The sequence below is a fragment of the Marinobacter sp. UBA2688 genome (assembly GCF_002352785.1).
Lineage (GTDB): Bacteria > Pseudomonadota > Gammaproteobacteria > Pseudomonadales > Oleiphilaceae > Marinobacter > Marinobacter salarius.
Genome location: NZ_DELU01000027.1, coordinates 212903 through 236798 on the forward strand (window position 1 = coordinate 212903; position 23896 = coordinate 236798).

Annotated in this window: 21 protein-coding genes, 2 pseudogenes and 1 riboswitch; of the genes and pseudogenes, 21 read left to right on the forward strand and 2 right to left on the reverse strand. The window is 54.7% G+C overall.

The window, feature by feature from the left end; genetic code table 11:
• Positions 1 to 2: 2 nt before the first annotated feature.
• From B3M52_RS18770 to B3M52_RS18840, 16 genes and pseudogenes are all read left to right on the forward strand, one after another.
• Entirely contained in the window at positions 3 to 587 is a 585-nt protein-coding gene (locus tag B3M52_RS18770) for a TnsA endonuclease N-terminal domain-containing protein (protein ID WP_143743877.1), read from the forward strand.
• 15 nt (positions 588 to 602) lie between these two features.
• Positions 603 to 755: pseudogene (locus B3M52_RS20050) on the forward strand (TnsA endonuclease C-terminal domain-containing protein); the annotation flags it as partial.
• 52 nt (positions 756 to 807) lie between these two features.
• On the forward strand, positions 808 to 1377 hold the full coding sequence (locus tag B3M52_RS18775; protein WP_198324885.1) for a hypothetical protein: 570 nt from the start codon (positions 808 to 810) through the stop codon (positions 1375 to 1377).
• 254 nt (positions 1378 to 1631) lie between these two features.
• Positions 1632 to 2120, forward strand: a complete 489-nt coding sequence (locus B3M52_RS18780) for a hypothetical protein (RefSeq protein ID WP_226909992.1) — start codon at positions 1632 to 1634, stop codon at positions 2118 to 2120.
• Between the two features lie 26 nt (positions 2121 to 2146).
• Positions 2147 to 2890 carry a Mu transposase C-terminal domain-containing protein gene (locus B3M52_RS18785; RefSeq protein ID WP_201296218.1) on the forward strand — a complete coding sequence of 248 codons (744 nt, stop codon included), beginning with the start codon at positions 2147 to 2149 and terminating at the stop codon, positions 2888 to 2890.
• The gene (locus B3M52_RS18790) at positions 2880 to 3362 is read left to right on the forward strand and encodes a hypothetical protein (RefSeq protein ID WP_198324888.1); all 483 of its coding nucleotides are present in this window, start codon (positions 2880 to 2882) and stop codon (positions 3360 to 3362) included. Before B3M52_RS18785 ends, B3M52_RS18790 begins: the two co-directional genes overlap by 11 nt.
• Positions 3363 to 3959 carry an ATP-binding protein gene (locus B3M52_RS18795; RefSeq protein WP_198324889.1) on the forward strand — a complete coding sequence of 199 codons (597 nt, stop codon included), beginning with the start codon at positions 3363 to 3365 and terminating at the stop codon, positions 3957 to 3959.
• Positions 3960 to 3999: 40 nt separating this feature from the next.
• Complete coding sequence (locus tag B3M52_RS18800) at positions 4000 to 4239, forward strand: hypothetical protein (protein ID WP_286750020.1); 240 nt, start codon at positions 4000 to 4002, stop codon at positions 4237 to 4239.
• Positions 4240 to 5022: 783 nt separating this feature from the next.
• Positions 5023 to 6147, forward strand: a complete 1125-nt coding sequence (locus tag B3M52_RS18805; protein ID WP_075196414.1) for an acyl-CoA dehydrogenase family protein — start codon at positions 5023 to 5025, stop codon at positions 6145 to 6147.
• A gap of 13 nt (positions 6148 to 6160) precedes the next feature.
• On the forward strand, positions 6161 to 7291 hold the full coding sequence (locus B3M52_RS18810) for an iron-containing alcohol dehydrogenase (RefSeq protein ID WP_087148998.1): 1131 nt from the start codon (positions 6161 to 6163) through the stop codon (positions 7289 to 7291).
• Positions 7292 to 7315: 24 nt separating this feature from the next.
• Positions 7316 to 8467 (forward strand): CaiB/BaiF CoA transferase family protein, encoded by a 1152-nt coding sequence (locus B3M52_RS18815; RefSeq protein ID WP_075196416.1) that lies wholly within the window; start codon positions 7316 to 7318, stop codon positions 8465 to 8467.
• 103 nt (positions 8468 to 8570) lie between these two features.
• Positions 8571 to 9629 carry a TRAP transporter substrate-binding protein DctP gene (dctP, locus tag B3M52_RS18820; protein ID WP_075196417.1) on the forward strand — a complete coding sequence of 353 codons (1059 nt, stop codon included), beginning with the start codon at positions 8571 to 8573 and terminating at the stop codon, positions 9627 to 9629.
• A gap of 125 nt (positions 9630 to 9754) precedes the next feature.
• Positions 9755 to 10285, forward strand: coding sequence for a TRAP transporter small permease subunit (locus tag B3M52_RS18825; RefSeq protein ID WP_075196418.1), 531 nt, complete (start codon positions 9755 to 9757; stop codon positions 10283 to 10285).
• The gene (locus B3M52_RS18830) at positions 10278 to 11594 is read left to right on the forward strand and encodes a TRAP transporter large permease (protein WP_075196419.1); all 1317 of its coding nucleotides are present in this window, start codon (positions 10278 to 10280) and stop codon (positions 11592 to 11594) included. The genes B3M52_RS18825 and B3M52_RS18830 overlap by 8 nt, the downstream gene beginning before the upstream one ends.
• A 77-nt stretch (positions 11595 to 11671) precedes the next feature.
• Positions 11672 to 13249, forward strand: coding sequence for an aldehyde dehydrogenase (NADP(+)) (locus tag B3M52_RS18835; RefSeq protein WP_075196420.1), 1578 nt, complete (start codon positions 11672 to 11674; stop codon positions 13247 to 13249).
• A gap of 215 nt (positions 13250 to 13464) precedes the next feature.
• Entirely contained in the window at positions 13465 to 14034 is a 570-nt protein-coding gene (locus B3M52_RS18840) for a TetR/AcrR family transcriptional regulator (RefSeq protein ID WP_151983082.1), read from the forward strand.
• Positions 14035 to 14063: 29 nt separating this feature from the next.
• Here B3M52_RS18840 and B3M52_RS18845 read toward each other — a convergent pair whose 3' ends face one another.
• Positions 14064 to 15749 carry an AMP-binding protein gene (locus B3M52_RS18845; protein WP_083637261.1) on the reverse strand — a complete coding sequence of 562 codons (1686 nt, stop codon included), beginning with the start codon at positions 15747 to 15749 and terminating at the stop codon, positions 14064 to 14066.
• A gap of 128 nt (positions 15750 to 15877) precedes the next feature.
• Here B3M52_RS18845 and B3M52_RS18850 point away from each other — a divergent pair, with 128 nt between their 5' ends.
• The 3 genes and pseudogenes from B3M52_RS18850 (at position 15878) to B3M52_RS18860 (ending at position 19550) form a co-directional block, all read left to right on the forward strand.
• Positions 15878 to 17053, forward strand: coding sequence for a CaiB/BaiF CoA transferase family protein (locus tag B3M52_RS18850; RefSeq protein ID WP_075196422.1), 1176 nt, complete (start codon positions 15878 to 15880; stop codon positions 17051 to 17053).
• A gap of 34 nt (positions 17054 to 17087) precedes the next feature.
• Complete coding sequence (locus B3M52_RS18855) at positions 17088 to 18275, forward strand: glycoside hydrolase family 88 protein (protein ID WP_075196423.1); 1188 nt, start codon at positions 17088 to 17090, stop codon at positions 18273 to 18275.
• 221 nt (positions 18276 to 18496) lie between these two features.
• Positions 18497 to 19550: pseudogene (locus tag B3M52_RS18860) on the forward strand (IS3 family transposase).
• Positions 19551 to 19747: 197 nt separating this feature from the next.
• Here the strand turns inward: B3M52_RS18860 and B3M52_RS18865 are convergent.
• On the reverse strand, positions 19748 to 21016 hold the full coding sequence (locus B3M52_RS18865) for an MFS transporter (protein WP_226909991.1): 1269 nt from the start codon (positions 21014 to 21016) through the stop codon (positions 19748 to 19750).
• 362 nt (positions 21017 to 21378) lie between these two features.
• Positions 21379 to 21477: riboswitch (glycine riboswitch) on the forward strand.
• A 163-nt stretch (positions 21478 to 21640) separates the two neighbouring features.
• Between B3M52_RS18865 and B3M52_RS18870 the strand changes: the two genes are divergently transcribed.
• Together B3M52_RS18870 and B3M52_RS18875 are read left to right on the forward strand one after the other, a co-directional pair.
• Positions 21641 to 22885 carry a D-amino acid dehydrogenase gene (locus B3M52_RS18870; protein WP_075196424.1) on the forward strand — a complete coding sequence of 415 codons (1245 nt, stop codon included), beginning with the start codon at positions 21641 to 21643 and terminating at the stop codon, positions 22883 to 22885.
• Entirely contained in the window at positions 22885 to 23847 is a 963-nt protein-coding gene (locus B3M52_RS18875; RefSeq protein ID WP_041332870.1) for a helix-turn-helix domain-containing protein, read from the forward strand. Before B3M52_RS18870 ends, B3M52_RS18875 begins: the two co-directional genes overlap by 1 nt.
• The last annotated feature ends 49 nt before the right edge of the window (positions 23848 to 23896 follow it).

Below are 23896 nucleotides of genomic sequence, written 5' to 3' on the forward strand. Positions count from 1 at the left end.
TCATGACAGATGCCAACAAACCGCTTGATCCAAAACACGAGAAATTGCTGAAAACTCGTGGTCGGGGATCAGGCAAAGATTATGAACCTTTCATCAAGGTTCATGAGCTCAGCAGTTCAGGTGAGAGCGTTCGAATTCGCAGTGCCTCAGTGGGCCGGATTCATCATCTGCTGTCCGGTATAGAACTGCTGGCGTTCCTTGTATTCGATCAGTTCGAGCAAACGATGGGTATCCGCGAACAATACCCCCTGCAGATAGACGATACCCTCGACATCTGTGCTCGACTGGGAATCCGTCATCCCCAGATGCATGGCAGTTTAACGGTGGTTTCAACGGACCTATTAGTCGACTTGTCGTCAGGCAGTCGGTTAGCGATTGCAGTGAAATCTTCGTCGGAGTTATCCAAGCCGCGAGTGATGGAGAAGCTCCAGATTGAAAAAAACTACTGGGAAACTCGTGATATGGAATGGAAGATTTTCACAGAGAGGGAAGTCAATGATGGCATGCGGGAAAACCTTCTGTGGATCCAGCCCTATCTAAGCCTGGATATGTCGGCACATCAAGAGGTGGATTATTCCGATGTGTAGGATCTTTTCTATCGGCTTCAGTCGCGTCCGCGAACCAAGATCACACGGCTTTGTGCGAAGCTCGATGACCAATATGAAGTAGATCGCGGATTTCATTTGAGTATCTTTCGATACGCTGTGGCCCACCGTTTCATAAAAGCACCTCTCAACAACGCATTTCACAGCTGAAAATTTGGAGACCTGGCTCTAAGAGAGCCAGAGTTCGTCACCGAGGTGAACAATGCTTCTTAATCGTGTATTCCGGGATCCTTCGACAGGCAAGCGGTATCGTGTGGTCCTGGAGCACCTCTCAGATTTGATGTTGATCGACGTCGACAGTGACAAAGCCTGGCCTTTCCCAATGTCTGAAGAAGAGTTCCGTTCGGTTGGGTATGATTTCATTTCCGACCCGTACCCGATACCGGGTGTTGACGATGACAGTATTGGCGCTAAAAGGCGTGATGAAGCCTGGGCCGCGATCAGTCCATTGTTGGAACACTATCAATCACTTTTGATTAAGAACGAGCGCAATCGGCTGATCAATGAACTCCTTAAATCAACCGGTAAGCCGAGGTTATATATCACCCGACAGCTTCGTCGCTACTGGCAAAGGGGAATGGCCCCGAATGCCCTGGCACCGGATTATCACAACTGCGGGGCCAAAGGGCGTCCCAGACGTGAGGTGGAGCAAAAGGTTGGCCCAAAACGTACGATTACACCCGGAGTGGGGGTGCCGGTAACAGAGGAAGTTGCGGAGCTTTTTCGAATGGCACTTGATGGCTTTTATCTGACCAACGAAAAGGTCCCCTAGGCTGCTGCGAGGGACAAGGCTGTCGGGCTTTTCAAAGCGCGCTATCCCACCGCAACAGAGAAAAGTATGCCCACGATGAGGCAATTCCGGTACTTTTATGAAACGAATTACAGAAATCTGATGTGGTAAGGACGCGGACTCCAAGCCGCATCTATCAAAAAGATAAACGGGCGTTGACCAGCACGTCAGGCAATCTCAATTTCGGCCCGGGGGCCCGGTATGAAATAGACGCGACCATAGCGGATCTCTACTTGGTGGCAGAGGATGATCCTGCTCCCATCATTGGCCGTCCGGTTTTGTACTTTGTCAAAGATGTATTTAGTCGGATGGTTGTGGGTATGTATGTGGGCCTCGAAAATCCCTCATGGGTTGCTGCGATGGTGGCGCTTAGCAACGCCTTCAGCGATAAAACAACGTACTGCCAGGGTTATGGAATAGCTATCAGTAAAGAAGACTGGCCAAGCTTCGGCCTTCCCGCCTCCATCATGGCTGACCGCGGTGAGCTTCTTTACAAACAAGCGGATGTCTTAGTTAACAAATTCAACATTCAATTGAGCAATTCACGCGCCTATCGCGGTGATGACAAAGCAATCTGTGTGCGATTCTTCAACACTATTCAAAGTAAGTTTCGGCCCTATGTTGGCGGGGTAGTTGAGCCTGTAAATGGGAAAAAGCGTGCCGGGAAGCGCTACGAGCTGGATGCGGAACTGAACCTCTCTGACATTCACGCAAATGTTGATTAATCTGGTCATCATCTACAACACCCAGCATGTTGTTGAAGGTTATGATTTCGCGCCTGATATGCCGACTGAGTTGCCCGCAGTGGCCCGGGGAGCTCTGGAACTGGGGAATTCAAAACCGCACCGGCCAGCTTCGCTCCTGTGACGAAGACTTGGCCCGCATTAATCTCCTGCCCTATGAAAGTGGAACGGTGTCACAGGTTGGCATCACCTTCAAAGGACTTGTGTACACCTGTCAAGAGGCGTTGGCGCAGGGCTGGTTTGATCGGATCCGCCCGAACCGCCCTTCAAGAGTTGAAATCGCTTTTGACCCGCGACGGACTGACACTGTTTACCTGAGACCTGACTCTACATTCGAAAACTACTGGGTATGTGAGTTTTCGGACCGAAGCCGGCGATACAAAGGCATTAGCTTCGTGGAGGCCGCTGGAATGGTGAAAGAGATGAATCGTACCAAAGCCACTGCCAAACAAGAGGAGGATTATCAGAAGCCGGACGCCCTATCCGCGGTTGAGGAGATTGTTTCTAACGCGAAGAAGCGGCAGAAAGCCAGCAAACCATCCCTTACTGACTCTGAGCGACTTCGGGGCATACGGCAGAACCGCGCCACAGAAAAAGAAGTTGAGCGAAATCGCAGCGGAATTAAATCCAAGAATCAATCAAAGCGTGACCGTCCAGCGGATGTAGTGCCGTTCCGCTCAAATAAGACCCAATCAAACGACAGTCTCGATTACCCGGATATGGATGCCTTCCTGGAGGACGATGATGATTAAACTGCCGTTCGCACAGTATAGGCAAGCAGAAATCTGTGAATACGAAGGTCAGCCTCTGATTAATGCCCTGCCTCCCATAAATTCACCACAGGATACGGCTAAGATGCTGGCTCGTTTCCCAAAAGTCGACGAGGCTGAAAAGGCATTGCCAGCCCATATCCGGCGCCATGCAATGATGAGGATTCTTGATCAGTTCCTGTACCCAACGAAATCCCATCTTCAACTAGAGCAAATGATTTCTGGAATGATCCGTCGTGGCTATCTGAGCCGAAATATTGCCGTGCCGGACTATCACCGCAACTTGGATGCCGTTGCCCATACAGATTTCAATGCTATCGTTCGAAATGCCGGAAATGAAGCCCTCGTGAGTTCCATTATCGGGTGTTCCGGTACTGGCAAATCCACCGCGGTAGAGGCAATTCTGAAAACCTACCCGCAAGCGTTTTATCATCCAGAATACCAGCACGCCTAATTGGTCTGGCTGAAAGTGGAGTGCCCTCATGATGGTTCGGTAAAGAATCTGTGCACCAATTTTTTCCGAGCCGTCGATGACGCGCTGGGTACGGACTATCAGGCGCTCTATGTAAAAAGCCGATCCTCAGCGGAGTCCATGCTTGGAGATATCGCCCGCGTTTCAGCCTTACATTCAGTGGGTGTCCTTGTTATTGACGAGATTCAGCATTTGGAAAAATCGCGGTCAGGCGGGGTTGCCAAGATGCTTAACTTCTTCGTGACGCTGACTAACGTTATCAAGGTCCCGGTGCTTTTCATCGGAACGCCCAAGGCATTGGAGCTTTTCCAGCCAACCATGCGGTCGGCGAGGCGAGCGGCGCAATTCGGTAGCTTGGATTGGGGGCGATTTTCACGGGCTGAGAATGAGGGCGCTGATGGAGAGTGGGAGCGATTTTTCAAACGGCTATGGAAACTGCAGTGGTTTGAGCACGCAACTCCCATCAGTCAAGAAATGATGGATCTGTTCTGGGAGTATACTCAGGGAATCGCGCACATTGCCGTTGCCTTTTTACCTCAGCCAGGCGCGGGCTGTTGTCGCCGGGAGGGAAGTGATTGACCAGACTCTTGTAACCAAGGTCTATCAAGAGGAGCTCGCCATGGTTCATCCAATGATCGCTGCGTTGCGAAGCGGGCGTGAGGCAACGATTCTCCAATATGCGGACCTCGATGTGCCGAGGGAATCGATACGTGCTCAAGCTACCCTCCAGGAGGTTCCTTACATTGCCTCGCCCGGAGAGGTTCTGAAGGATTCTGAAACCTCAAAGCAGGATCAACTGATCTCGCTGCTGATTCAAATGGGCATCGGTGAGGACATTGCACCCATTGTCGCAGAGTAAGCCCTGGCAGAACGTCCCGAGGTGAGCCTTTTTGGGTTAGTAGCTCATATCAAAAGTCTTGAAGAGAAGACTCCAGCAACGTTTACACCGAAAGCGAATAAACGAGCAGAGAAAAAAAGACAACCGGTTTATCTTGAAGACGACCTTCGACTGATCAGGGGTGATGATCCTGAAAAAAGCTACCAAAGCTTGAGGAAGAGGGGTGTGGTTATTGAGCTTTCGGCTTACCTTTGAGGGCGCAAGGTGGAATTGACGGGTACCGAGTTTACCATCCATCGTCGCGGGTTGCTGCCCTTCTGTCTACAGCGCGAGTGTTTTGAACAGGTGTAGCTTCTATCATCGGAGCATTCAGGTTTAGCGAAACAGTATGGGCTCTTCTGAGAACAACCTCAGACTAGGTGACGTACTGGCGAATAGCGTCGCCATTAGGGTTTACGTCCAACTCATCCTGGGCATTGATCAAAGTGGTCTGGGGCGTCTATTGATCCGGAAAGCAGAGAGGGATCTCGTGTCCGGCAACTTGTTCGAATTTATTGTGGGATTCAAACGAAGTCGTTAAGTTCAAATTTAAGTTGGTAATCGTCTGCATCAATTACCGACGCAACAAATCCTGCGTTCCCCCAGTGAGAACCGACGCTAACGTACCCAACCGGCTCCAACCGTCAAAATTTAGTTACCTTACGACCGATCGGGTTTTATATTTATATTGACCATCCGGATAGTATGTGTTTTATTGGTCAAAACACGCACTCACTACCAACAAAAAACGTGGGAGAAAGAACGATGCTTGAACGACAGGATTACGAAGAGTTTCGCAAGGCGGTGAGGCGTCTGGCCGAGACCAAAATTCAGCCTCATGCTGCGGACGTTGACGAAAAAAAGCGATTTCCCGAAGAGGCACTTGCGGCATTCAAGGAATTACAACTGATTGCGCTGCCCTTTGATGAAAGTATTGGTGGTCAGTCTGGGGATGTATTGGCCCAATGCATTTGTTTGGAGGAAATCGCCCGTGTCTGTGCCACCTCATCATTAACGCTGATGGTGATCTGGGCCGGGCTTGGTCCGATAGCCTCATTTGGTTCGCCACAGCTGATCGAAGAGGTTATGGAACCGGCCATCAATGGCAATACCGTTGCCTCCATCTGTTTGACCGAAATTCACGGCGGCTCTGATGTTTGGGGTGCTCGCACTCGCGCCCAATACAAGGATGGCCAGTGGGTGATCAATGGCCAGAAACGCTACATCACCAATGCCACCCGCTCCGACTGGTACTCGGTCCTGGCGCGTACCGGTGAAGACAGTTTTGGCGTGTTCGCAGTGCATAAATCTGACCCTGGCCTCTCCTTTGGCAAGCTGGAATCGAAGATGGGTGTAAGGGGCAGCCCCACCGCCGATGTGATTTTCGAAGATTGCCGTGTTGAGGATTACCGGCTACTTGGTGATTCGAGAGAGGGCCGACAGTACATCACTGATTCTCTGGCCTACACCCGACCGTTGATCGGAGCTCAGGCGCTTGGTATTGCCCAAGGGGCGCTTGATGCCTCCATCAAATACGTGAAGGAGCGGGAAGTGTTTGGTCAGCAGGTAGCACGCTTTCAGATGATCCGCGGCACTATTGCCGATTTGGCAACGGAGATCGAAGCTGCCCGCCAACTGCTGTATCGCTCATGTCAAGCGGTTGAAAACGAGGAGCCCGAAGCCCGCACCCTAGCCTCCATGGCCAAGCTATTTTGCAGCAATGTTGCGATGAAAGTGGCCACCGAGTCCGTACAGCTCCATGGCGGTGCCGGTTATCTGACCGATTTCCCCGTCGAGCGCATGATGCGGGACGCGAAAATTACTCAAATATACGAAGGAACCAGCGAGATCCAGAAATTGATCGTCGCTAAAGCCATGCTTTCAGATTAAGGCGAAAACCATGATTGCCCAAATTAACTACCTGACTAATATTCGCTTAGGCGCAGGCGCAATAGCTTCACTGAATGATGAGCTGGCAAATCTGAATGTGAGTAAGCCGTTGATCATCACTGATGCTGGCCTGGTATCCACTGGCCTGCTTGATAAGGCAAAGGCAACTGCCAAGCTTCCGGACAGCGTTGCTATGTATGATGGCACGCCGGCTAACCCAACTGAAGCGGCTGTAGAAGATGCCTTACATGTCTATCGTTGCAACGATTGCGATAGTATTGTTGCGGTCGGCGGCGGTTCCAGTATAGACCTTGCCAAAGCTGTTGCGTTGCTGGCAACCCACGAGCTGCCGCTGCGCCAATATGCAGCGATTAATGGCGGCGTTGCCAGAATCGGCCCAACTGTTCCACTTGTGGCAGTACCAACCACTGCAGGCACTGGCAGCGAAGTAGGCAGGGCGTCCCTGATAACGCTACGCGATGGCCGCAAACTTGGACTTTTATCTCCTTACTTGATCCCAGACTTGGCCATTTGCGACCCGGAACTGACTCGCTCACTTCCGGCCGGGCTAACCGCCGCAACCGGGATGGACGCCATTGCCCACTGCGTTGAAACTTACCTGAGTCCCAAGGTTAATCCGCCGGCCGATGCCATTGCGCTGGACGGCCTGCGCCGAGCTTCGAAGTATCTGATTCGTGCCGTCAACGACGGAACCGATATGGAAGCCCGCAGTGAAATGATGATTGCGGCTCTGGAAGGCGCGCTGGCATTCCAGAAGGGCTTGGGGGGAGTGCACTCCATGTCCCACGCTCTTGGGGGCCTGAAGGAGCTTAAACTTCACCATGGCACCCTGAACGCGGTATTGCTGCCCCCGGTATTGCGTTTTAACCAGAGCCATTGCGGTGACAAATTCGACCACCTCAAGGCCGCCATGGGCCTGCCGGCCGATGCCGATCTGCCAGCTGAATTCGAGCGTCTGAATGCCGAGCTTGGCATGCCAAAGAATCTTCGCGAAATGGGTGTGCCCGACAATGTGCTAGAGGATATGGCCCAGTTTTCCAAGGAAGACCACTCCACCGCCACCAATCCGCGTCCAGCGTCGGCTGAGGACTTCCTCGCCATGCTGAAAGAAACCATGGACTGAAGTTGTGACTGTGAGGAGTCTGATATGACTGGCCAGAATTCGATCCTGAAAGGCACGCGGGTACTGGACCTGACTCGCCTTGCACCAGGCCCATACGGCTCAATGTTGCTGGCGGATATGGGGGCAGAGGTTATTGTTGTTGGCGGCGGTCGCTCCGGCTTACCAATTGACAGCTACCGACGTGGCAAGCGTTTTATAAACCTTGACCTGAAAAGCGAAGAAGGTCTTGATGCCTTCCGCCTGTTGGCTGCCAATGCGGACGTCTTGATGGAAGGTTTTCGTCCTGGTGTTATGCATCGCCTGGGCCTCGGCTATGACGCACTCAGGCAAGACAACCCCAAACTGGTGTACTGCTCGGTGACCGGCTACGGCCAAGATGGTCCACTCGCTCAGGAGGCAGGCCACGACATCAACTATGTTGGTCTTTCTGGCGCCCTTGGTGCCATGGGCCCGCTCGATGGGCCACCAGCACTGCCGCTGAATATTATTGCGGACTTTGCCGCGGGCGGGCTTTACGCTGCCTATTCTATTCTCGGAGCCCTGCTGGAGCGGGAGCGCTCGGGACTAGGCCAGTTCCTGGATGTCGCCATGGTAGATGGCTGTCTTTCCCTGATGACAATGCACTATCCGGACTGGGGTAAACCAGTGCTGCCATCTCGTGGCAAAGGGCTGCTGACCGGAGAGGCTCCTTTCTACCGGTGCTACGTCTGCAACGACGGCAAATACCTAGCGGTCGGGGCTTTGGAAGGCGCATTTTTCACAAATCTGTGGCGGGGGCTGAACCTTGAGCAACCAATGCCAGATCACATGCGTCCGGATACTTGGCCCGCCATGACCGAGCAGTTCGAGCGACTATTCGCCAGCCGGTCCCGGGACGCCTGGGTGAAGCACTTCGAGGGCCGGGATGCCTGCGTTTCACCGGTGTTAGCGCCAGATGAGGTGTTCGAACACCCGCATGTGCAGGCACGATTCCCTGGCAGCGACAGCTACGCTACTCCGGCTATTCCCCACTATTCCCGAACCCCGACCATGCCGGGTGTTACTGGTGGCACGGACGATTCGTATGCGGTCCTCCGAGCGTTAGGCCTGTCAGAAGCGAAGATCAACAAAGCTGTTCCTGAAACCTCGAACGTGACAGGGCTGGAGTGGCCACCGGTTAAACCCAGTCAACCCTGAGGCTGCAGAGCCAAGCCGTCACAACAGCCCATAACAACAAGAACTGGACGGATCACCGTCAGGGTGAACCGGCCAATTACGCAAGACTGAGAGGAGTTCAATAATGAAAACGCTTAAAAACCCTATCAAGGTGGCTATTATTGCCGCCAGCCTAACCCTTGCTGCCGGTAATGCCATGGCCGAGGAAGTAACCTGGAAAATGGCCACGCCCTGGGGCGGCGGTCCCTGGCTGGAGAGGGATGCTAAAGGCTTTGCCAAGAATGTGGAGGACCTTACCGGTGGACGCATAAAAATCAATGTCTTTCCGGGCGGTACGCTTTCCAACCCGCTGAAAGTCACCGAGGCAGTCAACCGCGGTGTTGTTGAGATTGGCCACAACTGGATGGCCTATGACTGGGGCAGGGACCGAACCACTGCGCTGTTTGCTGGCTATGCTGGTTCCCCTACCCCGGAAGGCTATCTGATGTGGCTCTACGAGGGTGGTGGCCTGGAACTTTGGCAAGAGTACCGCGATGAAGAGTTCAATGTGGTGTCTTTCCCCTGCGCGATTATTGGCACGGAAATTTTTCTGCACTCAAATAAGAAAGTTCAGACCCACGAAGACTTCAAGGGTCTGAAGCTTCGCACCTCCGGCGCCTGGGCCGAGATTGCGTCAAACCTTGGTGCTTCCACCATTGTGATGCCTGGAGCCGAGGTATATACGTCGCTTGACCGAGGGGTTATCGACGCCACTGAATGGGGCAGCCCGGAGATCAACAAGCCGACCGGTTTCACGGATATAGCTAAGTATGTGGTCGTACCCGGCATGCACCAGCCCGGCGGCGTCCTTGAGTGCGAAATCAACAAGGACGTCTGGACTGGCCTGTCCGAGGAAGACCAGCAGGCGATCGCCACGGCGGCAAGGCTCTCCATGTATGAAAGCTGGAGTGCCGGTGCCAATGCTGATCTCTCCGCATTCAAGGAGATGACCGAAGGTGACAATGAAATTGTGCACCTTGATCCGGACTTCATGGCGACAATTGAAGAAGCCACGAACAAGTGGGAAGACGAGCAGGCCGAGGACAATAAGTGGTTTGCCAGGGTGCTTAATTCCCTGAGGGACTTCGAGGATCAATTGGCAGTCTGGCCCGAGTATCGCTTTCCCATCGGCGGTAAGCAGTAACGACAGGGTGTTACCCAGGCCTCTATTTCTATGTACGAGGCCCTACGTTGTAAGAGACACGATGCCCCCGGCCCAAGCCAAATTGCTCCCGGGTCGGGGTCATCGGCAGCAACAAGGCATGCATAATGAAAGTTTTCAGCTTCCTCGGAAAAACTGTGGATGCGTTCTCGAAAGCCGCTGCGCTAATCGGTGCATTGCTGATCGTGCCGCTGATCGGCTCGCTGACCTATGAAGTCGTTAGCCGCTATATCCTGAACTCACCAACAGCCTGGGCCTACGAAATGAGCTACATGTTCATGGGCTCAATTTTTCTATTGGGCATGGCGTACGCGCTGAAGGTCCGCCAACACGTCAACGTAGATCTCTTTTATGCCATTATGCCGCCGCGAGGCAAAGCGACCATGGACATGATCGGCCTGGCCATCTTGTTAGTGGCGCTGGTCTGGATTGTTGACGCGTTATTTCTGTATGCGCTGGAGGCCTACGAGTACCAGGAAACCTCCGGAGCTTCAGGCTGGAATCCCTTGATCTGGCCGTTCCGAACCGTCTGGGTTGTCGGGTTCGGTATACTAACCGCGCAAACCGCGGTCGAATTGGTGCGCTCCATTGCCATTCTAATTAAGGGCGACAAAGAGCCGGGGGTGTGGCATGACTGAATACATCGGATTCTGGATGTTCCCGGTTCTCCTGATTTTCCTTCTGGGTGGTTTTCCCATTGCGTTGTCGATGATCTGCACAGCGTTTATCTTTGGTGTTATTCAGTTCGGCGATGCCGCGTCATTCCAGCTGATTTCCCAGATTGACAGCGTGGCGGGCAACTCGGTACTGGCCGCAGTGCCCCTGTTTGTCTTCATGGGAGCCTTCCTGGAGAAAAGCGGTATTGCATCCAAGTTGCTTGAGGCTATTCATATCTGGACATGGCGACTTCCCGGCGGCATGGCTCTTAGCACCATTATCATGGGTGCCATCTTTGCTGCCATCAGCGGAGTGGTAGGCGCCACAGAGGCCGTGATTGGATTGCTAACCGTCCCGGTTATGCTGAAACACGCCTACGACAAACGGCTGATTTCCGGCACCGTGTGCGCCAGTGGGTCGCTGGGCACGGTAATTCCGCCTTCCATCACAGTGATTGTGCTGGGTCCGGTTGCTAATGTTTCGGTGGGTGAGCTGTTTGCCGGTCTGCTGTTGCCTGGCCTGATCATGGCTGTGCTGTTTGGTCTTTACGTGGTTGGTGTTGCTGTTGCCAAACCGGCCATGGCTCCCCGCACTATGGAGGGTGGCCCCAAGTACAGCCTTGGACAGAAACTGCGAATAACTGCAGTAGCGCTAATTCCGCCCTCAATACTTATCTTCGCCGTGCTCGGCAGCATCCTTATGGGTGTTGCTACACCCACGGAGGCAGCTGCATGGGGTGCGCTGGGAGCGGTTGGTTTATCGGCTATCTATCGCACGTTTACCTGGTCCTTGTTTGGCAACGCCCTCATGAAAACCCTGCTAATAACTACAATGATCCTGCTCATCGTTCTGGGCGGCAGTATGTTTGCGGGGGTGTTCTTTGCATCAGGTGGGATGTTGGCAATCCAGACGCTGCTAAACGACCTGGGTATCCCAGCCTGGGGTGTGATTGCATTGATTCTGCTTCTGACATTTGTAGCTGGCTTTGTCCTTGACTTGATTTCGGTGGTGCTGATCGTCATCCCGATTGCCATGCCTCTGGTGCTGAACCTTGGCTTTGACCCGATTTGGTTCTGTATCGCCTTCCTGGTGGTACTGCAAACCAGCTATCTGACTCCACCCATGGCACCGTCAATATTCTATCTTCGAGCGGTGGCGCCGCCGGAGATCACCCTACGGCATATGTACAGCGGAGTTATTCCGTTCATCATCCTCCAGATCATAACGTTGGTGGTGGTGCTGGTATTCCCGGAGCTGGCGACCTGGTTGCCAGATGTGCTGCTGGGTTAAGTGGCCGGAGCTAAAACTTTGGAAATAATCCAACCACCGGTGGCGATCAGCCACCGGAACATACGAAGGAGATCATTATGACTGTATCAGGGCATCAATTGATTGGTCAGACCAGCCACCGGGGCGACCAAGCCGCCCTTGAACCGGTCGACCCGGCTACTGGAAAGCGCCTGGAGCCAGACTTCCCGGGCGCCAGTAGAAAAGATATCGAGCAAGCGTGCAGCTTGGCCCTGGAGGCTTTTGGTGAGTACCGCGAAACTTCTCTGGAAGCACGGGCCAATTTTCTCGAAACCATCGCCACTGAAATTGAGGCCCTTGGCCCTGGGCTGGTTGAGCGGGCGATGCTTGAAACTGGCCTGCCGAAGGGCCGAATTGAAGGCGAACGTGGTCGTACCTGTGGTCAGCTCCGGTTGTTTGCCGCGGTAGTGCGTGCCGGTGAGTGGCTGGATGTCAGGGTGGACCCGGCATTGCCGCATCGCCAGCCAATGCCGCGGCTTGACCTGCGCCAGCGACACATTGCTGTGGGGCCAGTTGCGGTTTTCGGGGCTAGTAATTTCCCGCTAGCGTTCTCGGTCGCGGGTGGCGATACTGCTTCAGCGCTGGCAGCAGGCTGCCCGGTGGTGGTCAAGGGCCACCCTGCCCATCCTGGCACATCGGAATTGGTAGGCCGGGCAATCCAACAAGCGGCCAAAGCCTGTCAGATGCCGAATGGCGTATTTTCACTGTTGTTCGGTGTCGGTAACGAGATCGGCCAGGCTCTGGTGGCGAACCCCTGCATCCAGGCGGTTGGCTTTACAGGCTCGCGGCGTGGCGGGTTAGCCCTGACAGCGATTGCGCAGCAGCGCAGCGTACCGATTCCGGTCTTCGCTGAAATGAGCAGCATTAACCCCGTATTTCTCCTGCCTGAAGCTGTTGCGACCCGGGCTAGCAGTATTGCCAAGGATTTTGCGGCATCCCTTAATATGGGCGCAGGTCAATTCTGCACCAACCCAGGGCTGATAATTGGCTGTCGCGGCAAAGCCCTTGACGCCTTCCAGCAAGCTGCCACGGATGCCGTGGCGCAAGCGGATGCTCAGACCATGCTGACACCGGATATACACGCAGCCTATACGCAGGGCATCGAGCGGTTGTCCGGCCATGCCGCTGTTCAGTGTCTAGCGAGTGGACAGCAAGGCGTAGCCTCCAACACCTGCCAACCCCAGTTGTTTTCCGCCCGAGCCAGCGATTTTCTCACAGATGAAACATTGCAACAGGAGGTTTTTGGGGCCGCGTCCTTGATTATCGAGTGTGAGGGACTGGAGGAGATGCAGCGCGTTGCCGAGAGCCTCGAAGGACAGCTCACAGCCACTCTGCACATGGATGAGGGCGACATGGGGGCTGCGCAATCACTACTCCCAATATTGGAAACGAAGGCTGGCCGGATATTGGTCAATGGCTGGCCGACAGGTGTAGAAGTCTGCCATGCCATGGTTCATGGGGGGCCTTTCCCGGCCACCTCTGATAGCCGCACCACATCGGTAGGCAGCGCGGCTATTCGACGCTTTCTCCGGCCTGTATGTTATCAGAATTTCCCCGACGCCCTGCGCCCGCATGCCCTGAAGGAGGCAAACCCTTATAGGCTGCACCGCTTGTTGGATGGTGAGCGGGAAGCATAGATGTGACAAGCTAGGGTGATGGGCCCGGCCGCTAGAGCGTGCCGAGCAGATAAAAAGCACGATTTAGCGGCACTTTCCATTTACTGTATTATATACGAATGAACCTGTGCGCAAGCTGGAAACCATTTATTCGAGAGTTTGAATTCATTTAGGAAACAAAGTTGACTAAGACGGGCAAGAAACTTAACAAGAACGAAATATCTCGTGAACGCAGCATGAATCGGTTGATACAGGCTGCATTCGAATTGTTTGTGATACGCGGATACCATGCCACCAGCCTGGAGGCTATTTCATCAAAAGCCGGCCTCACTAAAGGCTCGGTTTATTTTTACTTTGGCAGCAAGGAAAAGCTGATCCTGCACATGTTTGAAGTTCTTCGTGAGGATCTTGTGGATGGTCTGGTGGCCACTCTGAGAAATCCTGTCGGCAGCCATGTGGACCGCATCATCCGCTATATACACAAGGGTGCTGATTTTGGCGCGGAACGGCCCAACGAGCTGCTCTTCATGATCCAGATAGCCATCGAATTCGCTCGCCAGGAGAATGTCATCGCCACGGCAATCAGGGAGCTATACGGAGATGTACACGCCGCTGTCGAGGCGGTGGTTAGCGAGGCCCAGGCCGTTGGTTCGATGTCGTCAGACATTGACGCACGCTCGTTCGCCTCCATGATCGTGGCGGTCCACGATGGCATGATGCTGGAGTGGCACCTGCGTGGCGCTGAAATTAGCGGCCCCGATCTGGTCAAAAATGTGCGGCGCATGTTGTTGCACGGTATCGGCTAAGCTATCCCATTGGGTTTACCTAATGCTGTTTATCTCTGGGAGATAAGCTCCTTTAGGCTGACGCCGGCGCCTTTGCGGTCCCAGGTGCTGGTTTGAATGCCGCGCTGTGATAGCTGCTTTTTCTTCACCTTGTTGGTGGGTGTTCTCGGTAGTTCGTCGATGATTTCTATATAGCGTGGCACCATGAAATGGGGCAGTGCGCGTGCCAGGAAACTCAACAGCGCCGGTGGTTCAACTACTGCGTCCTCCGTGGTTACGATATAAACCAGAATATCGTCGTCGTTCTCATAGCCCGACGGAACACCCACCGCCACGCATTCCTTCACACCAGGAAAGTCAGCCACTGCAGCTTCGATATCAAACGAGGAGATATTCTCGGCCCGGCGGCGGATACGGTCGCCTTTGCGATCGATGTAGAACATGTTGCCGTTGCTATCCCTGACGGCGATATCTCCGGTATGAAACCAAAGGTTTCGCCATGCGTTCACGGTTTCTTCCGGCATACCCATGTAGCACAACATGGTAGTCCAGGGGTGCCTGGGCCTGACCACAATTTCACCTGCGGTGCCGTCCGGTACCGGACGGTCTGTTTCCGGGTCGACGACTTCCACGTCATACCATTCCGTTAGTACTTTGCCGCAGGAGCCAGCAACCACCGGGAATTGCCGTGACGTCCAACATGGGCAACCAACTTCACTCATACCCCACATTTCGATACCCTTGACGCCAAACCGCTCCAGAAAGGCATCACCATGACGTTTGGGCAATGGGCAGCACATCAGACGGGTAAGAACGTTATCTGAATCTTCGGACCGTGGCGGCTCTGCCTGGATCATTTCTATCATCGGTCCATGGGCAATACTGATGGTTGCTCCACTTTCCCGGATGCGATCCAGCCAGCGTTTAGCGTCAAACTTTCGGTCAAGAACCAGTGTTCCGCCGGCGGCAAAGATGGCGAGTACTCCCATGAACTTACCGGCAATGTGAAACAGAGGGTGGGCGCTGTAGAACACGTCAGACGCGGTCATGTCTGTTTCCCCTGCGGTGGTGTTAGCCAACAGGCAGACATGGCCATGGGGTATCACCACGCCCTTGGCGGGACCAGTGGTGCCAGATGTGAACACCACAGACGCTGCATCGGAGGGCTGAATCTCTGGCCAAGGCTGTTTCAATAGTGTTGGCTTGGCGATGAGTTCTTGGTGATGTCTCACGCGGATATTCCCTTTTGCCTCAAATGTTTTGACCAGTTCGCTAGGACCAGTTTCCGTGTTGTCGATAACGACAATCTGCCGGACGCAGGAAAAGTCCCAAGTCAGTTCGGTAATACACGGCATTAAATCAGCATCGCTGACAATCAGGCTGGGTTTGGCCAGGTTGAGGACATGGGCCAAAGAGTTACCGCGATAGCCGGTATTCGCCGACACATCGACCGCGCCAACTAGCGCTGCAGCCATCCATGCGTGCAATGCGGCAATACTGTTGGCAGCAAATATCAGGATACGGTCACCGGGCTCAATACCTACCTGAAGGAAATGCGCTGCTAGCGCCTCCGCATGGGCCATAAACTGGCCATAAGTCTCTCGATTACCCGAGACCTCGCGGGCAAAAACTGCATCGGGTGAGGCCTCCAAGCGCCGTGCAGCCACTTTGGGTAATGTCCACTCAGAGAGCGAATCGGGAATCGCGAATGCAGGTAATTGTTCGTTTAGAACCATAAAGCGTCTCCGGCTATCAAGGCGTGCCTTGTGAAATAGAATAACGATCAGTACTTGTCAAACTGGCTTGTGTATATTAAATAAATACTATACGGTCAGTATGTAAAATGGAATGATGGAGGAAATCAATGAAACCACTTTCTGGGATCACCGTGCTAGAGCTTGGCATGGTTATGCAGGTGCCACTTGCCGGGCAGATGCTTGGGGATTACGGCGCCGACGTAATTAAGATTGAGCGACCGCCCCGAGGCGACATTATGCGGGATCTCGACGAGGTCGGCACCGCCCGCGAAGATATGAGCTGCTATTACGCTGCGGTTGGTTGTAATAAGAGGACCCTGTGCCTCGACCTCAAGCAGGATGAAGGCCGAGAAGTCCTTGGCAAGCTGATTGATAACGCCGACGTGTTGATTCACAACTTTCGGCCCGGTGCCATGGAGCGACTCGGCTTTGGTTACGAGGAAGTCTCTAAGCGCAATCCCCGACTGGTGTATGCGGTTGGTTACGCCTTTGGCGCAAAGGGCCCGTTATCAGGTATGCCGGGCCAGGATATGCTGGCGCAGTCTCTTAGCGGCTTTGCCATGAATGGGGTTGAGTCCGGTGGCCGCCCCCGTCTTACTGCCACCCCTACGGTCGACTATGCCACTGCGGCATCGTTATCTCAGGGGGTGCTGGCGGCACTTTTGGGACGGGTACGCACCGGTAAAGGTGACCTCGTAACTACTTCTCTGTTTGATGTCGCCATCGCCATGCAGCTTCTGGAAACCTCCAGCCGCACACTATACGACTACCGCACCGACTGGGTTCAGTACGCCATGATTTTCAAGACTCGGGACGGCTGGATCACCGTACTCACGCTGTTTCGGGACAACCCGCTGCAACTTATGTGCAAGGCGTTTAACGAAGACGACATGAGCGCAGACCCGCTGCTGGCCACCGCCACTCTGCAACGCAAGCATGCCAGCAAAGTACAAGAAAAATTCGGGCCTGTGATGGAACGTTACACCACCGATGAGTGTGTAAAGCGGTTATCTAAAACTGACATTCTGTGTGCCCCGGTGATGGATCTGGACGACACATTGAAACACCCGCAAACCCTGCAAAACGATATTTTGCGGGAGGTGGAAATCCCCGGCCATGGAACAGTTCAACTGGTTGGTAATCCAGTAAAACTGGCTGGCCAGGGTAAAGACAAGCCACGGCCACCGTCCGCTCTGGGCGAATTTTCACGTGAGATTCTGAGCGACTTCGATTACTCCGAAAGCGAGATCAGGGACTTCCAGGAACGTGGCGTCATTACCTGATTGACAACCATACAATACAGAGAGGCATCACTTAATGAACAGCAAATCGACATATATCAATGACGAAGACCGGTTATTTGACCACACCGTTGTAAGTCTGACAGAGCGGGCGCGTCACACCCTGAAGCAACCGTTAAAAGGCTTTCCCCACTATGCCGACACAAGGACCGGGGAGTGGACTACCACGGAAGATGGCTTCTGGACCGGGGGATTCTGGCCCGGCGTACTCTGGCTGAGCGGCTATTTTTCCGGCGATTCATCATTCTGGCAAGCGGCCGAGGAGTGGGCAGAGCGCCTGGAGCCGAGGGTTGACTCTGATTCGGTATTTCGGGGCTTCCTGTTCTATTTCGGATGTTCCGTCGGGGCAGATCTTGCGGGCAGCAAGAAAGCCGAGACACTAGCGTTAGACGCTGCCCGCAGCCTTTGTGCAACCTTTCGCTCCAATATTGGTCTTATGCCGTTGGGCACAACGGCGGAGGAAGCCCACACGGTAGGCGAGAACGAAACCAACATCGACAGCTTATCAGCGAGCTTGGTGCTGGCTTGGGCAGCTGAGAAAACTGGCGACGACAAATTTAAGGATGTGGCCATCCGCCATGCCCTTACCAACGCTCACTTTTGTGTACGCGAGGATGGTTCGGTGTGCCAATCTGCCAGCTTTGACAGCCAGACCGGGAAGGTGATCAAAACATATACCCACAAGGGCTTCAGTGCGAATTCTACTTGGGCCCGTGCGCAGGCCTGGGCCATGATGAGTTACGCTTATCTATCGGTACTTTACCCGGAGAATCGTGAAATCCGTGACTACGCCGAAAAAGTGTGTAGATGGTGGACCCAGAATGTGCCCGATGACGGGGTGGCTTACTGGGATTTCGATGCGCCCCAGGAAGCCGACACTCCGAAGGACACGTCCGCCACTTCTATCGCCTGCTATGCCTTGCTGACACTGGCTACCGTCCTTGACGACCGCCAAGCCGCGCGGGTATCTCAACGCAAGGCTCGAAACACCGTCAAAACCCTCTGTCGTGACTATGTCGCGGTCGTGCCGCGGGGCCAGGCAGAAGAGACCACTGGTGCCATCTCGCCCGCAGTGCTGACAAGGGGCTGCTTCGACCCAATGCGCGGTGTAGCCACCGAGCATGAGCTGATTTGGGGCGACTACTTCCTGCTGCACTGCCTGGGTATACTGACGGGTCTGTTGCCCACCAACAAACCTGGCTGATACCGAGGGACCAAGGCCTGAATGCTCAGCCTTGGGACATTGTGTTATCTGCTGAACATCTGGGAACTAAGTCTTGAACAGTACAATATCGGAGTCTACCTTCGAATTTAGCCGGTTAGCGGTCATGTTGAGTATATTCGGTGTTGACCCTACCCCAGAATTTCGGTCCATTAAAAACTGGAAAATCCGGCATGATTGAGCCTTGAGCAGGAGATCATGCCATGAAGCGATCCCGTTACACTGAAGAGCAGATTGCCTTTGCCCTGATGCAAGCCGAATTGGGTACGCCGGTTCCGGAAGTCTGTCGAAAGATGGGCGTCTCGGATGCCACCTTCTACAACTGGCGTAAGAAGTACGGTGGCCTCGGCCCGTCAGAGCTGAAGCGGCTCAAGCAGCTGGAGGAGGAAAATCAGCTACTGAAGAAGCTGGTGGCCGACTTGAGCCTGGACAAGGCCATGCTTCAGGACGTGGTGGCAAAAAAGCTCTGAGACCGCCTCGTAAACGCCAACTGGTGGCTGACTTACAAGCACGGTACGGAGTCAGCGAGCGCCAGGCGTGTGCGGTCTTGCAGTTTTCCCGGGCGTCTTGTCGATACCAATCGGTGGCGAGGGATTCATCGGCATTGTCGATGAAGATCCGCGAGATCACTCTCACGCGGCTTCATTACGGTTACCGGCGCGTGCATGTCCAATTGCAGCGAGAGGGCTGGCGAGACAATCACAAACGGGTTTACCGGTTGTATCGTGACCAGGGATTGTCGCTTCGCCTCAAGCGTCCCAGGCGCAACAAGGCAGCCAAGAACCGTCAGCCACTTCAACAAGCCAACCATCCCAATCACATCTGGGGCATGGATTTGTCTCGGATGCGCTTTTTGATGGACGAAGGCTACGCCTGCTGACGATCATCGACCTATTCACCCGGGAGTGCCTTGGCATTGTTGTTGGACAGAGCCTGAAGGGCCACGATGTTCAAGAAGCCCTGACGGCGATTGCGCGCTTCCGGGGCAACCCGGACCCGGACGTCCTTAAAACCGACAACGCAACGGTAGAATCGTTCAATGGACGGCTCCGGCAGGAATGTCTGAATGAAAATTGGTTCTTGTCACTGGCCGATGCCCGGGAGAAAGTCGAAGCGTGGAGGACGTTCTATAACCAAGTCAGACCCCATTCCGCATTGGAGTGGTCCACGCCTTCGGACTACGCCAGGAAACATGCGGTTTCTCGGCGAAAACAGCACCAACTGGAGCCGGATTTTTCCAACTCTGGGTGGACCTAATACAGGGTCAGGGTCAAGTAACGGACATTACTAGGGCGCGGTTGGATTAAAGACTGGGGGCAGGTCACAACTCTGGAGAGCCAAAGAAAATATCAAACTTTTGAGCTTGGTGAAGCTGAAAATGCGCGAAAATGAGGCCGGTTTTTATCAAACATTATTGTCCACCGACAGGAGAACCCACCGCCGAGGTATGGTTTTCAGGCCCCCGTGGCTATGATTCTCCGCTGAGCCCACGGATATTCCTTGACCGGCAAATGAATCACCGCTGACAGGGCGCCCACCCCAACGCCAACCCACCACACCAGAGTGTAGTTGTTGTAGATATCGTATAGGGCCCCACCCAGCCACACCCCCAGGAAACCGCCCAGTTGGTGTGAGAAGAACACCAGCCCATACAGCGTGCCCATGTATTTCAGGCCGTAAATATGCGCCACCAGGCCGGAGGTCAGTGGTACCGTGGCCAGCCAGAGTGAGCCCATGGAAACGGAAAACAGCACTACCGTCTCTGGTGTTATCGGCGTCATGATAAACGCCGCCGACACGAGAGTCCTTAGTAGATAGATGACAGCCAACAGGTATTTTCGGGAGTATCTGTTGCCCAGCCAGCCGGCGAACAAGGTTCCGCCAATGTTAAAAAAACCGATGAGTGCGATGGAAATGGCGCCCAGCCCGGATGCCGATGTCACCCCGAGGGTATAGAGCAGGCTGTCCGGTGCAATGGGGCCGCACATTTCAGTGATAAAAGCGGGGAAATGGGCCGTGATGAAGGCCAACTGGTAACCGCAGGAGAAAAAGCCGATAAAAATAAGCACGAAAGAAGGATCTTTAACCGCCCGTTTGATCACCACCCCCATCGGCTCTTCACTGCCGGTCGGCTGCTGCGGTTTTGGTGCCCGCATCAGCAGCAACGCCAACATGGACAGCAGGATAAAACCTGCGAAGACAATAAAAACCGACTGCCAGGGCATCTGGCTCAGCAAGGCATTGGCCACCGGCGGCCCGACGATCTGACCGGCAGAACCCGCCGCCGTCGCTATCCCCAACGCCATGGATCGGTGCTTGTCAGGCGCTGCCCGCCCGACCACAGCCAGAATCACCCCAAAGCCAGTACCGGCAATGCCGAAACCAACCAGCATTTCCAGCAACTGGTGTTGGCCAGGGGTGATGGCAAACGCCGACAACACCAGTCCGGTCACATAAAACGCACCACCACCAAGAATTGCTTTGCGGTCCCCAAAGCGTTCAGCGAGAGCTCCGAAAATTGGCTGCCCTATGCCCCAGAACAAATTCTGGATTGCAATAGCCAGGGAAAATGATTCCCTCGGCCAGGCGAATTCCAGGGCAATCGGCAACTGGAACAGCCCGAAGGATGCGCGAACCGCGAAACTGACGAGAATGATGATGCAGCCCGCGATCAGAACCGGATTGATCATCCGGGCATAGGTACCGGTAAAGGCTTTATCCACAATTTGAGCTCACTGTACCGACTGGCTTGAACCGGGTGGCAGGTGGGGAAATAGTTAACGATACCGTGGCAACATGCAACAGATAATCCGGCTGCCCCTGCCCCTGCCCCTGCCCCTGCCCCTGCCCCTGCCCCTGCCATTGCAGGAGCGAAATGACGCTTGCCGCCGTCCTGGTCTCCCAGATGCTGCATTACTGTGGTGATCGCGCCAGCCGGATTTTTTCGCTGACTACCTGAACTGGCCATTGCCACCCGTTGGCCTGGCTAACAGAGCCAGCTCCTTCACTAGTCAGACCATGATCAGTGTCGCGAAAACGAGATATTTGCTATTGTGCGAAGCTGATTGGTTTAGATAATAAACCAGACATGTCAGCGGGAGAGACCGAGTCGCACAATCGTGCGCCCGGCGCCGAAGGAGCAACTGCCCCGGAAACTCTCAGGCAAAAGGACCGCTGACATGAAGACTTTCCGAAGAGTTGCCAACGACTGCGTCCGTTGGCACACCGAAGGAGCAAGCGGCCGGTTCCGTTGGAGCGGTGCGTGAATCTCTCAGGTCCAGTGACGGAAGGGGTGCTTTCTACCATGCTGTGGAGAAAGGAAACCCTGGACGCCCCTGGAGAGTATTATGAAGCGAGTTGCAGTTATTGGCGGTGGTATCACGGGTATCACCACCGCATACACCCTGGCCAAGCGCGGCCTGGATGTCACCGTTTACGAGAAACACCGTTATGCGGCGATGGAAACCTCTTTCGCCAATGGTGGCCAACTGTCCGCCTCCAACGCTGAGGTCTGGAACAACTGGCAGACCATCATCAAGGGCCTTAAGTGGATGTCCCGGAGGGATGCGCCGCTGCTGGTTAACCCCAAGCCTTCCTGGCACAAACTGAGCTGGTTCGCCGAGTTCATCGCCGCGATTCCCCAGTACGAACAGAACACCACGGAAACCGCACGCCTTGCGATTGCCGCCCGGGATCACCTGTTTGCCTGGGCGCAGAACGAAGGGATCGACTTTGATCTGAAGAAACAGGGCATCCTCCATATCTACCGTGACAAGGCCGGGTTCGACCATGCGGCGAATGTTTCCAGGTTGCTGGCTGCCGGCGGCCTGGAACGTCGGGCGGTCACTCCCGAGGAAATGCGGGCTATTGAACCCACGCTGGCGGGGACCTATTACGGCGGTTTCTACACCGAAAGCGATTCAACCGGTGATATCCATAAGTTCACCAATGGCTTGGCGGAGGCCATTCTTCGCCTCGGCGTCAAAACCTGTTATGAGCACTCGGTGACGGAACTGAGTGCGGATCAGTCCCACGCCTGGGTCACCTCGTTTGATGGTGAAGAGCAAACTCGTGACACCTTTGATGGTGTGGTGATCTGTGCGGGCGTGGGTAGCCGGGAACTGGCCGCCAAGCTGGGGGACCGAGTCAACATTTACCCGGTGAAGGGGTATTCCATCACCGTTGAGCTGGACGACCAAGCCTCCCAGGAAGCGGCACCGACGGTCAGTTTGCTGGACGATGCCACCAAGATAGTCACCAGCCGGCTGGGAGATGATCGGTTCCGGGTTGCGGGTACGGCGGAATTCAGCGGCTATAACCGTGATATCCGGGATGACCGAATCCGGCCGCTCACCCGATGGGTCGAGCAGTGTTTCCCTGGGGTTTGCACCCGCCGCGTCGTACCCTGGGCAGGGCTGCGCCCCATGCTGCCCAATATGATGCCGCGAGTCGGTCCGGGCCGGTTGCCCACCGTGTTCTATAACACGGGTCACGGTCATCTGGGCTGGACCCTGTCTGCAATCACTGCCGAGATGGTGGCGGATGCTGTTGCGTCCGCGGTGTCAGGCACAACAGCGAGTACAGCCGGCTAGTGTTGGGAGATCGTGCCGAACTAACGTCGTTCGGCAGGCAGGAGTTCCTGGCTTTTGGCCGCGAGTACGGAATCAGCTACCGCTTCCCCGGCGTCGACGGCCATGACGCCCCCGATGACGATTCAACCATCGCCCGGGGGTGGATTGATGAAACCCCGCTACCGTCGGGGTTTCGCTTCACTCATTCCGACCTGACGATCTCCCACAGCTACGAATCGGTGTCGCTGGGCCATGCGCCCCTGTTGATGGTGATCGTGCTCGAAGGACGCATCCGCCTGTCGGTTGGTGCGGTCGAGCGGGAGCTTGGGAGTGGCATGGCTGCCAGCCTGCAATTACGACCGGAATATGCACTGGCAGCCTATCAGCCTGCTGGTCAACGTTTGAAAACCATTGTGTTGGCTTTTGATCCCGGTGGCCCGTTGCCGGCGCAGACCGAACAGGGGTCTCTGCGAGCCCTGCTCAGGGGGGTGCAGGACCCAGTGGTGCTGTGGGACGTTCCACCGGGTCTCATGACGGCTCTTGAGCAACCCCTTGGCGTCGGGCTGCCTGAGCTTCAGAAAACACTGGTGCTGGAAGGTCTGGCTCTGCAGTTGGTGGGTTATGGTCTTCCGGAGCCGGTGCCAGCGATTGAACGGAAAAGTCGCGCGTCCACCCAGGAACACCAGCGCCTGGAGGCCATTCGTCAGCTGATGGAATTCGCCCCGACGGACAATTACTCCCTGACGGATCTCGCCAGCCGTGCCGCAATGAGTCCCAGCAGTTTGCGTAGTAAATTCCGTGCGACCTACGGATTGTCGGTGTTCGGTTATCTGCGGAAGTGCCGGTTGAACCTGGCCTGGCATTACCTGGAGCAGGGATACTCCGTTCAGCAGGCTGCCCACCGGTCCGGCTATCGACATGCCACTAACTTTGCGACCGCGTTCCGGCGCCAGTTCGGTGTTTCTCCCAAAACCGTCGTTTGAATCACGGTATTTATCATTCCGCATATAAATTCTGTCACTTGGCATATCT

Excerpts from the sequence above, each read along its gene's own strand:
- B3M52_RS18830 (WP_075196419.1), top strand. The coding sequence starts at position 10,278 with ATGACTGAATACATCGGATTCTGGATGTTCCCGGTTCTCCTGATTTTC.
- B3M52_RS18835 (WP_075196420.1), top strand. The coding sequence starts at position 11,672 with ATGACTGTATCAGGGCATCAATTGATTGGTCAGACCAGCCACCGGGGC.
- B3M52_RS18815 (WP_075196416.1), top strand. The coding sequence starts at position 7,316 with ATGACTGGCCAGAATTCGATCCTGAAAGGCACGCGGGTACTGGACCTG.
- B3M52_RS18840 (WP_151983082.1), top strand. The coding sequence starts at position 13,465 with ATGAATCGGTTGATACAGGCTGCATTCGAATTGTTTGTGATACGCGGA.
- B3M52_RS18805 (WP_075196414.1), top strand. The coding sequence starts at position 5,023 with ATGCTTGAACGACAGGATTACGAAGAGTTTCGCAAGGCGGTGAGGCGT.
- B3M52_RS18790 (WP_198324888.1), top strand. The coding sequence starts at position 2,880 with ATGATGATTAAACTGCCGTTCGCACAGTATAGGCAAGCAGAAATCTGT.
- B3M52_RS18770 (WP_143743877.1), top strand. The coding sequence starts at position 3 with ATGACAGATGCCAACAAACCGCTTGATCCAAAACACGAGAAATTGCTG.
- B3M52_RS18775 (WP_198324885.1), top strand. The coding sequence starts at position 808 with ATGCTTCTTAATCGTGTATTCCGGGATCCTTCGACAGGCAAGCGGTAT.
- B3M52_RS18855 (WP_075196423.1), top strand. The coding sequence starts at position 17,088 with ATGAACAGCAAATCGACATATATCAATGACGAAGACCGGTTATTTGAC.
- B3M52_RS18800 (WP_286750020.1), top strand. The coding sequence starts at position 4,000 with ATGGTTCATCCAATGATCGCTGCGTTGCGAAGCGGGCGTGAGGCAACG.
- B3M52_RS18850 (WP_075196422.1), top strand. The coding sequence starts at position 15,878 with ATGAAACCACTTTCTGGGATCACCGTGCTAGAGCTTGGCATGGTTATG.
- dctP (WP_075196417.1), top strand. The coding sequence starts at position 8,571 with ATGAAAACGCTTAAAAACCCTATCAAGGTGGCTATTATTGCCGCCAGC.
- B3M52_RS18870 (WP_075196424.1), top strand. The coding sequence starts at position 21,641 with ATGAAGCGAGTTGCAGTTATTGGCGGTGGTATCACGGGTATCACCACC.
- B3M52_RS18845 (WP_083637261.1), bottom strand. The coding sequence starts at position 15,749 with ATGGTTCTAAACGAACAATTACCTGCATTCGCGATTCCCGATTCGCTC.
- B3M52_RS18825 (WP_075196418.1), top strand. The coding sequence starts at position 9,755 with ATGAAAGTTTTCAGCTTCCTCGGAAAAACTGTGGATGCGTTCTCGAAA.
- B3M52_RS18785 (WP_201296218.1), top strand. The coding sequence starts at position 2,147 with ATGTTGTTGAAGGTTATGATTTCGCGCCTGATATGCCGACTGAGTTGC.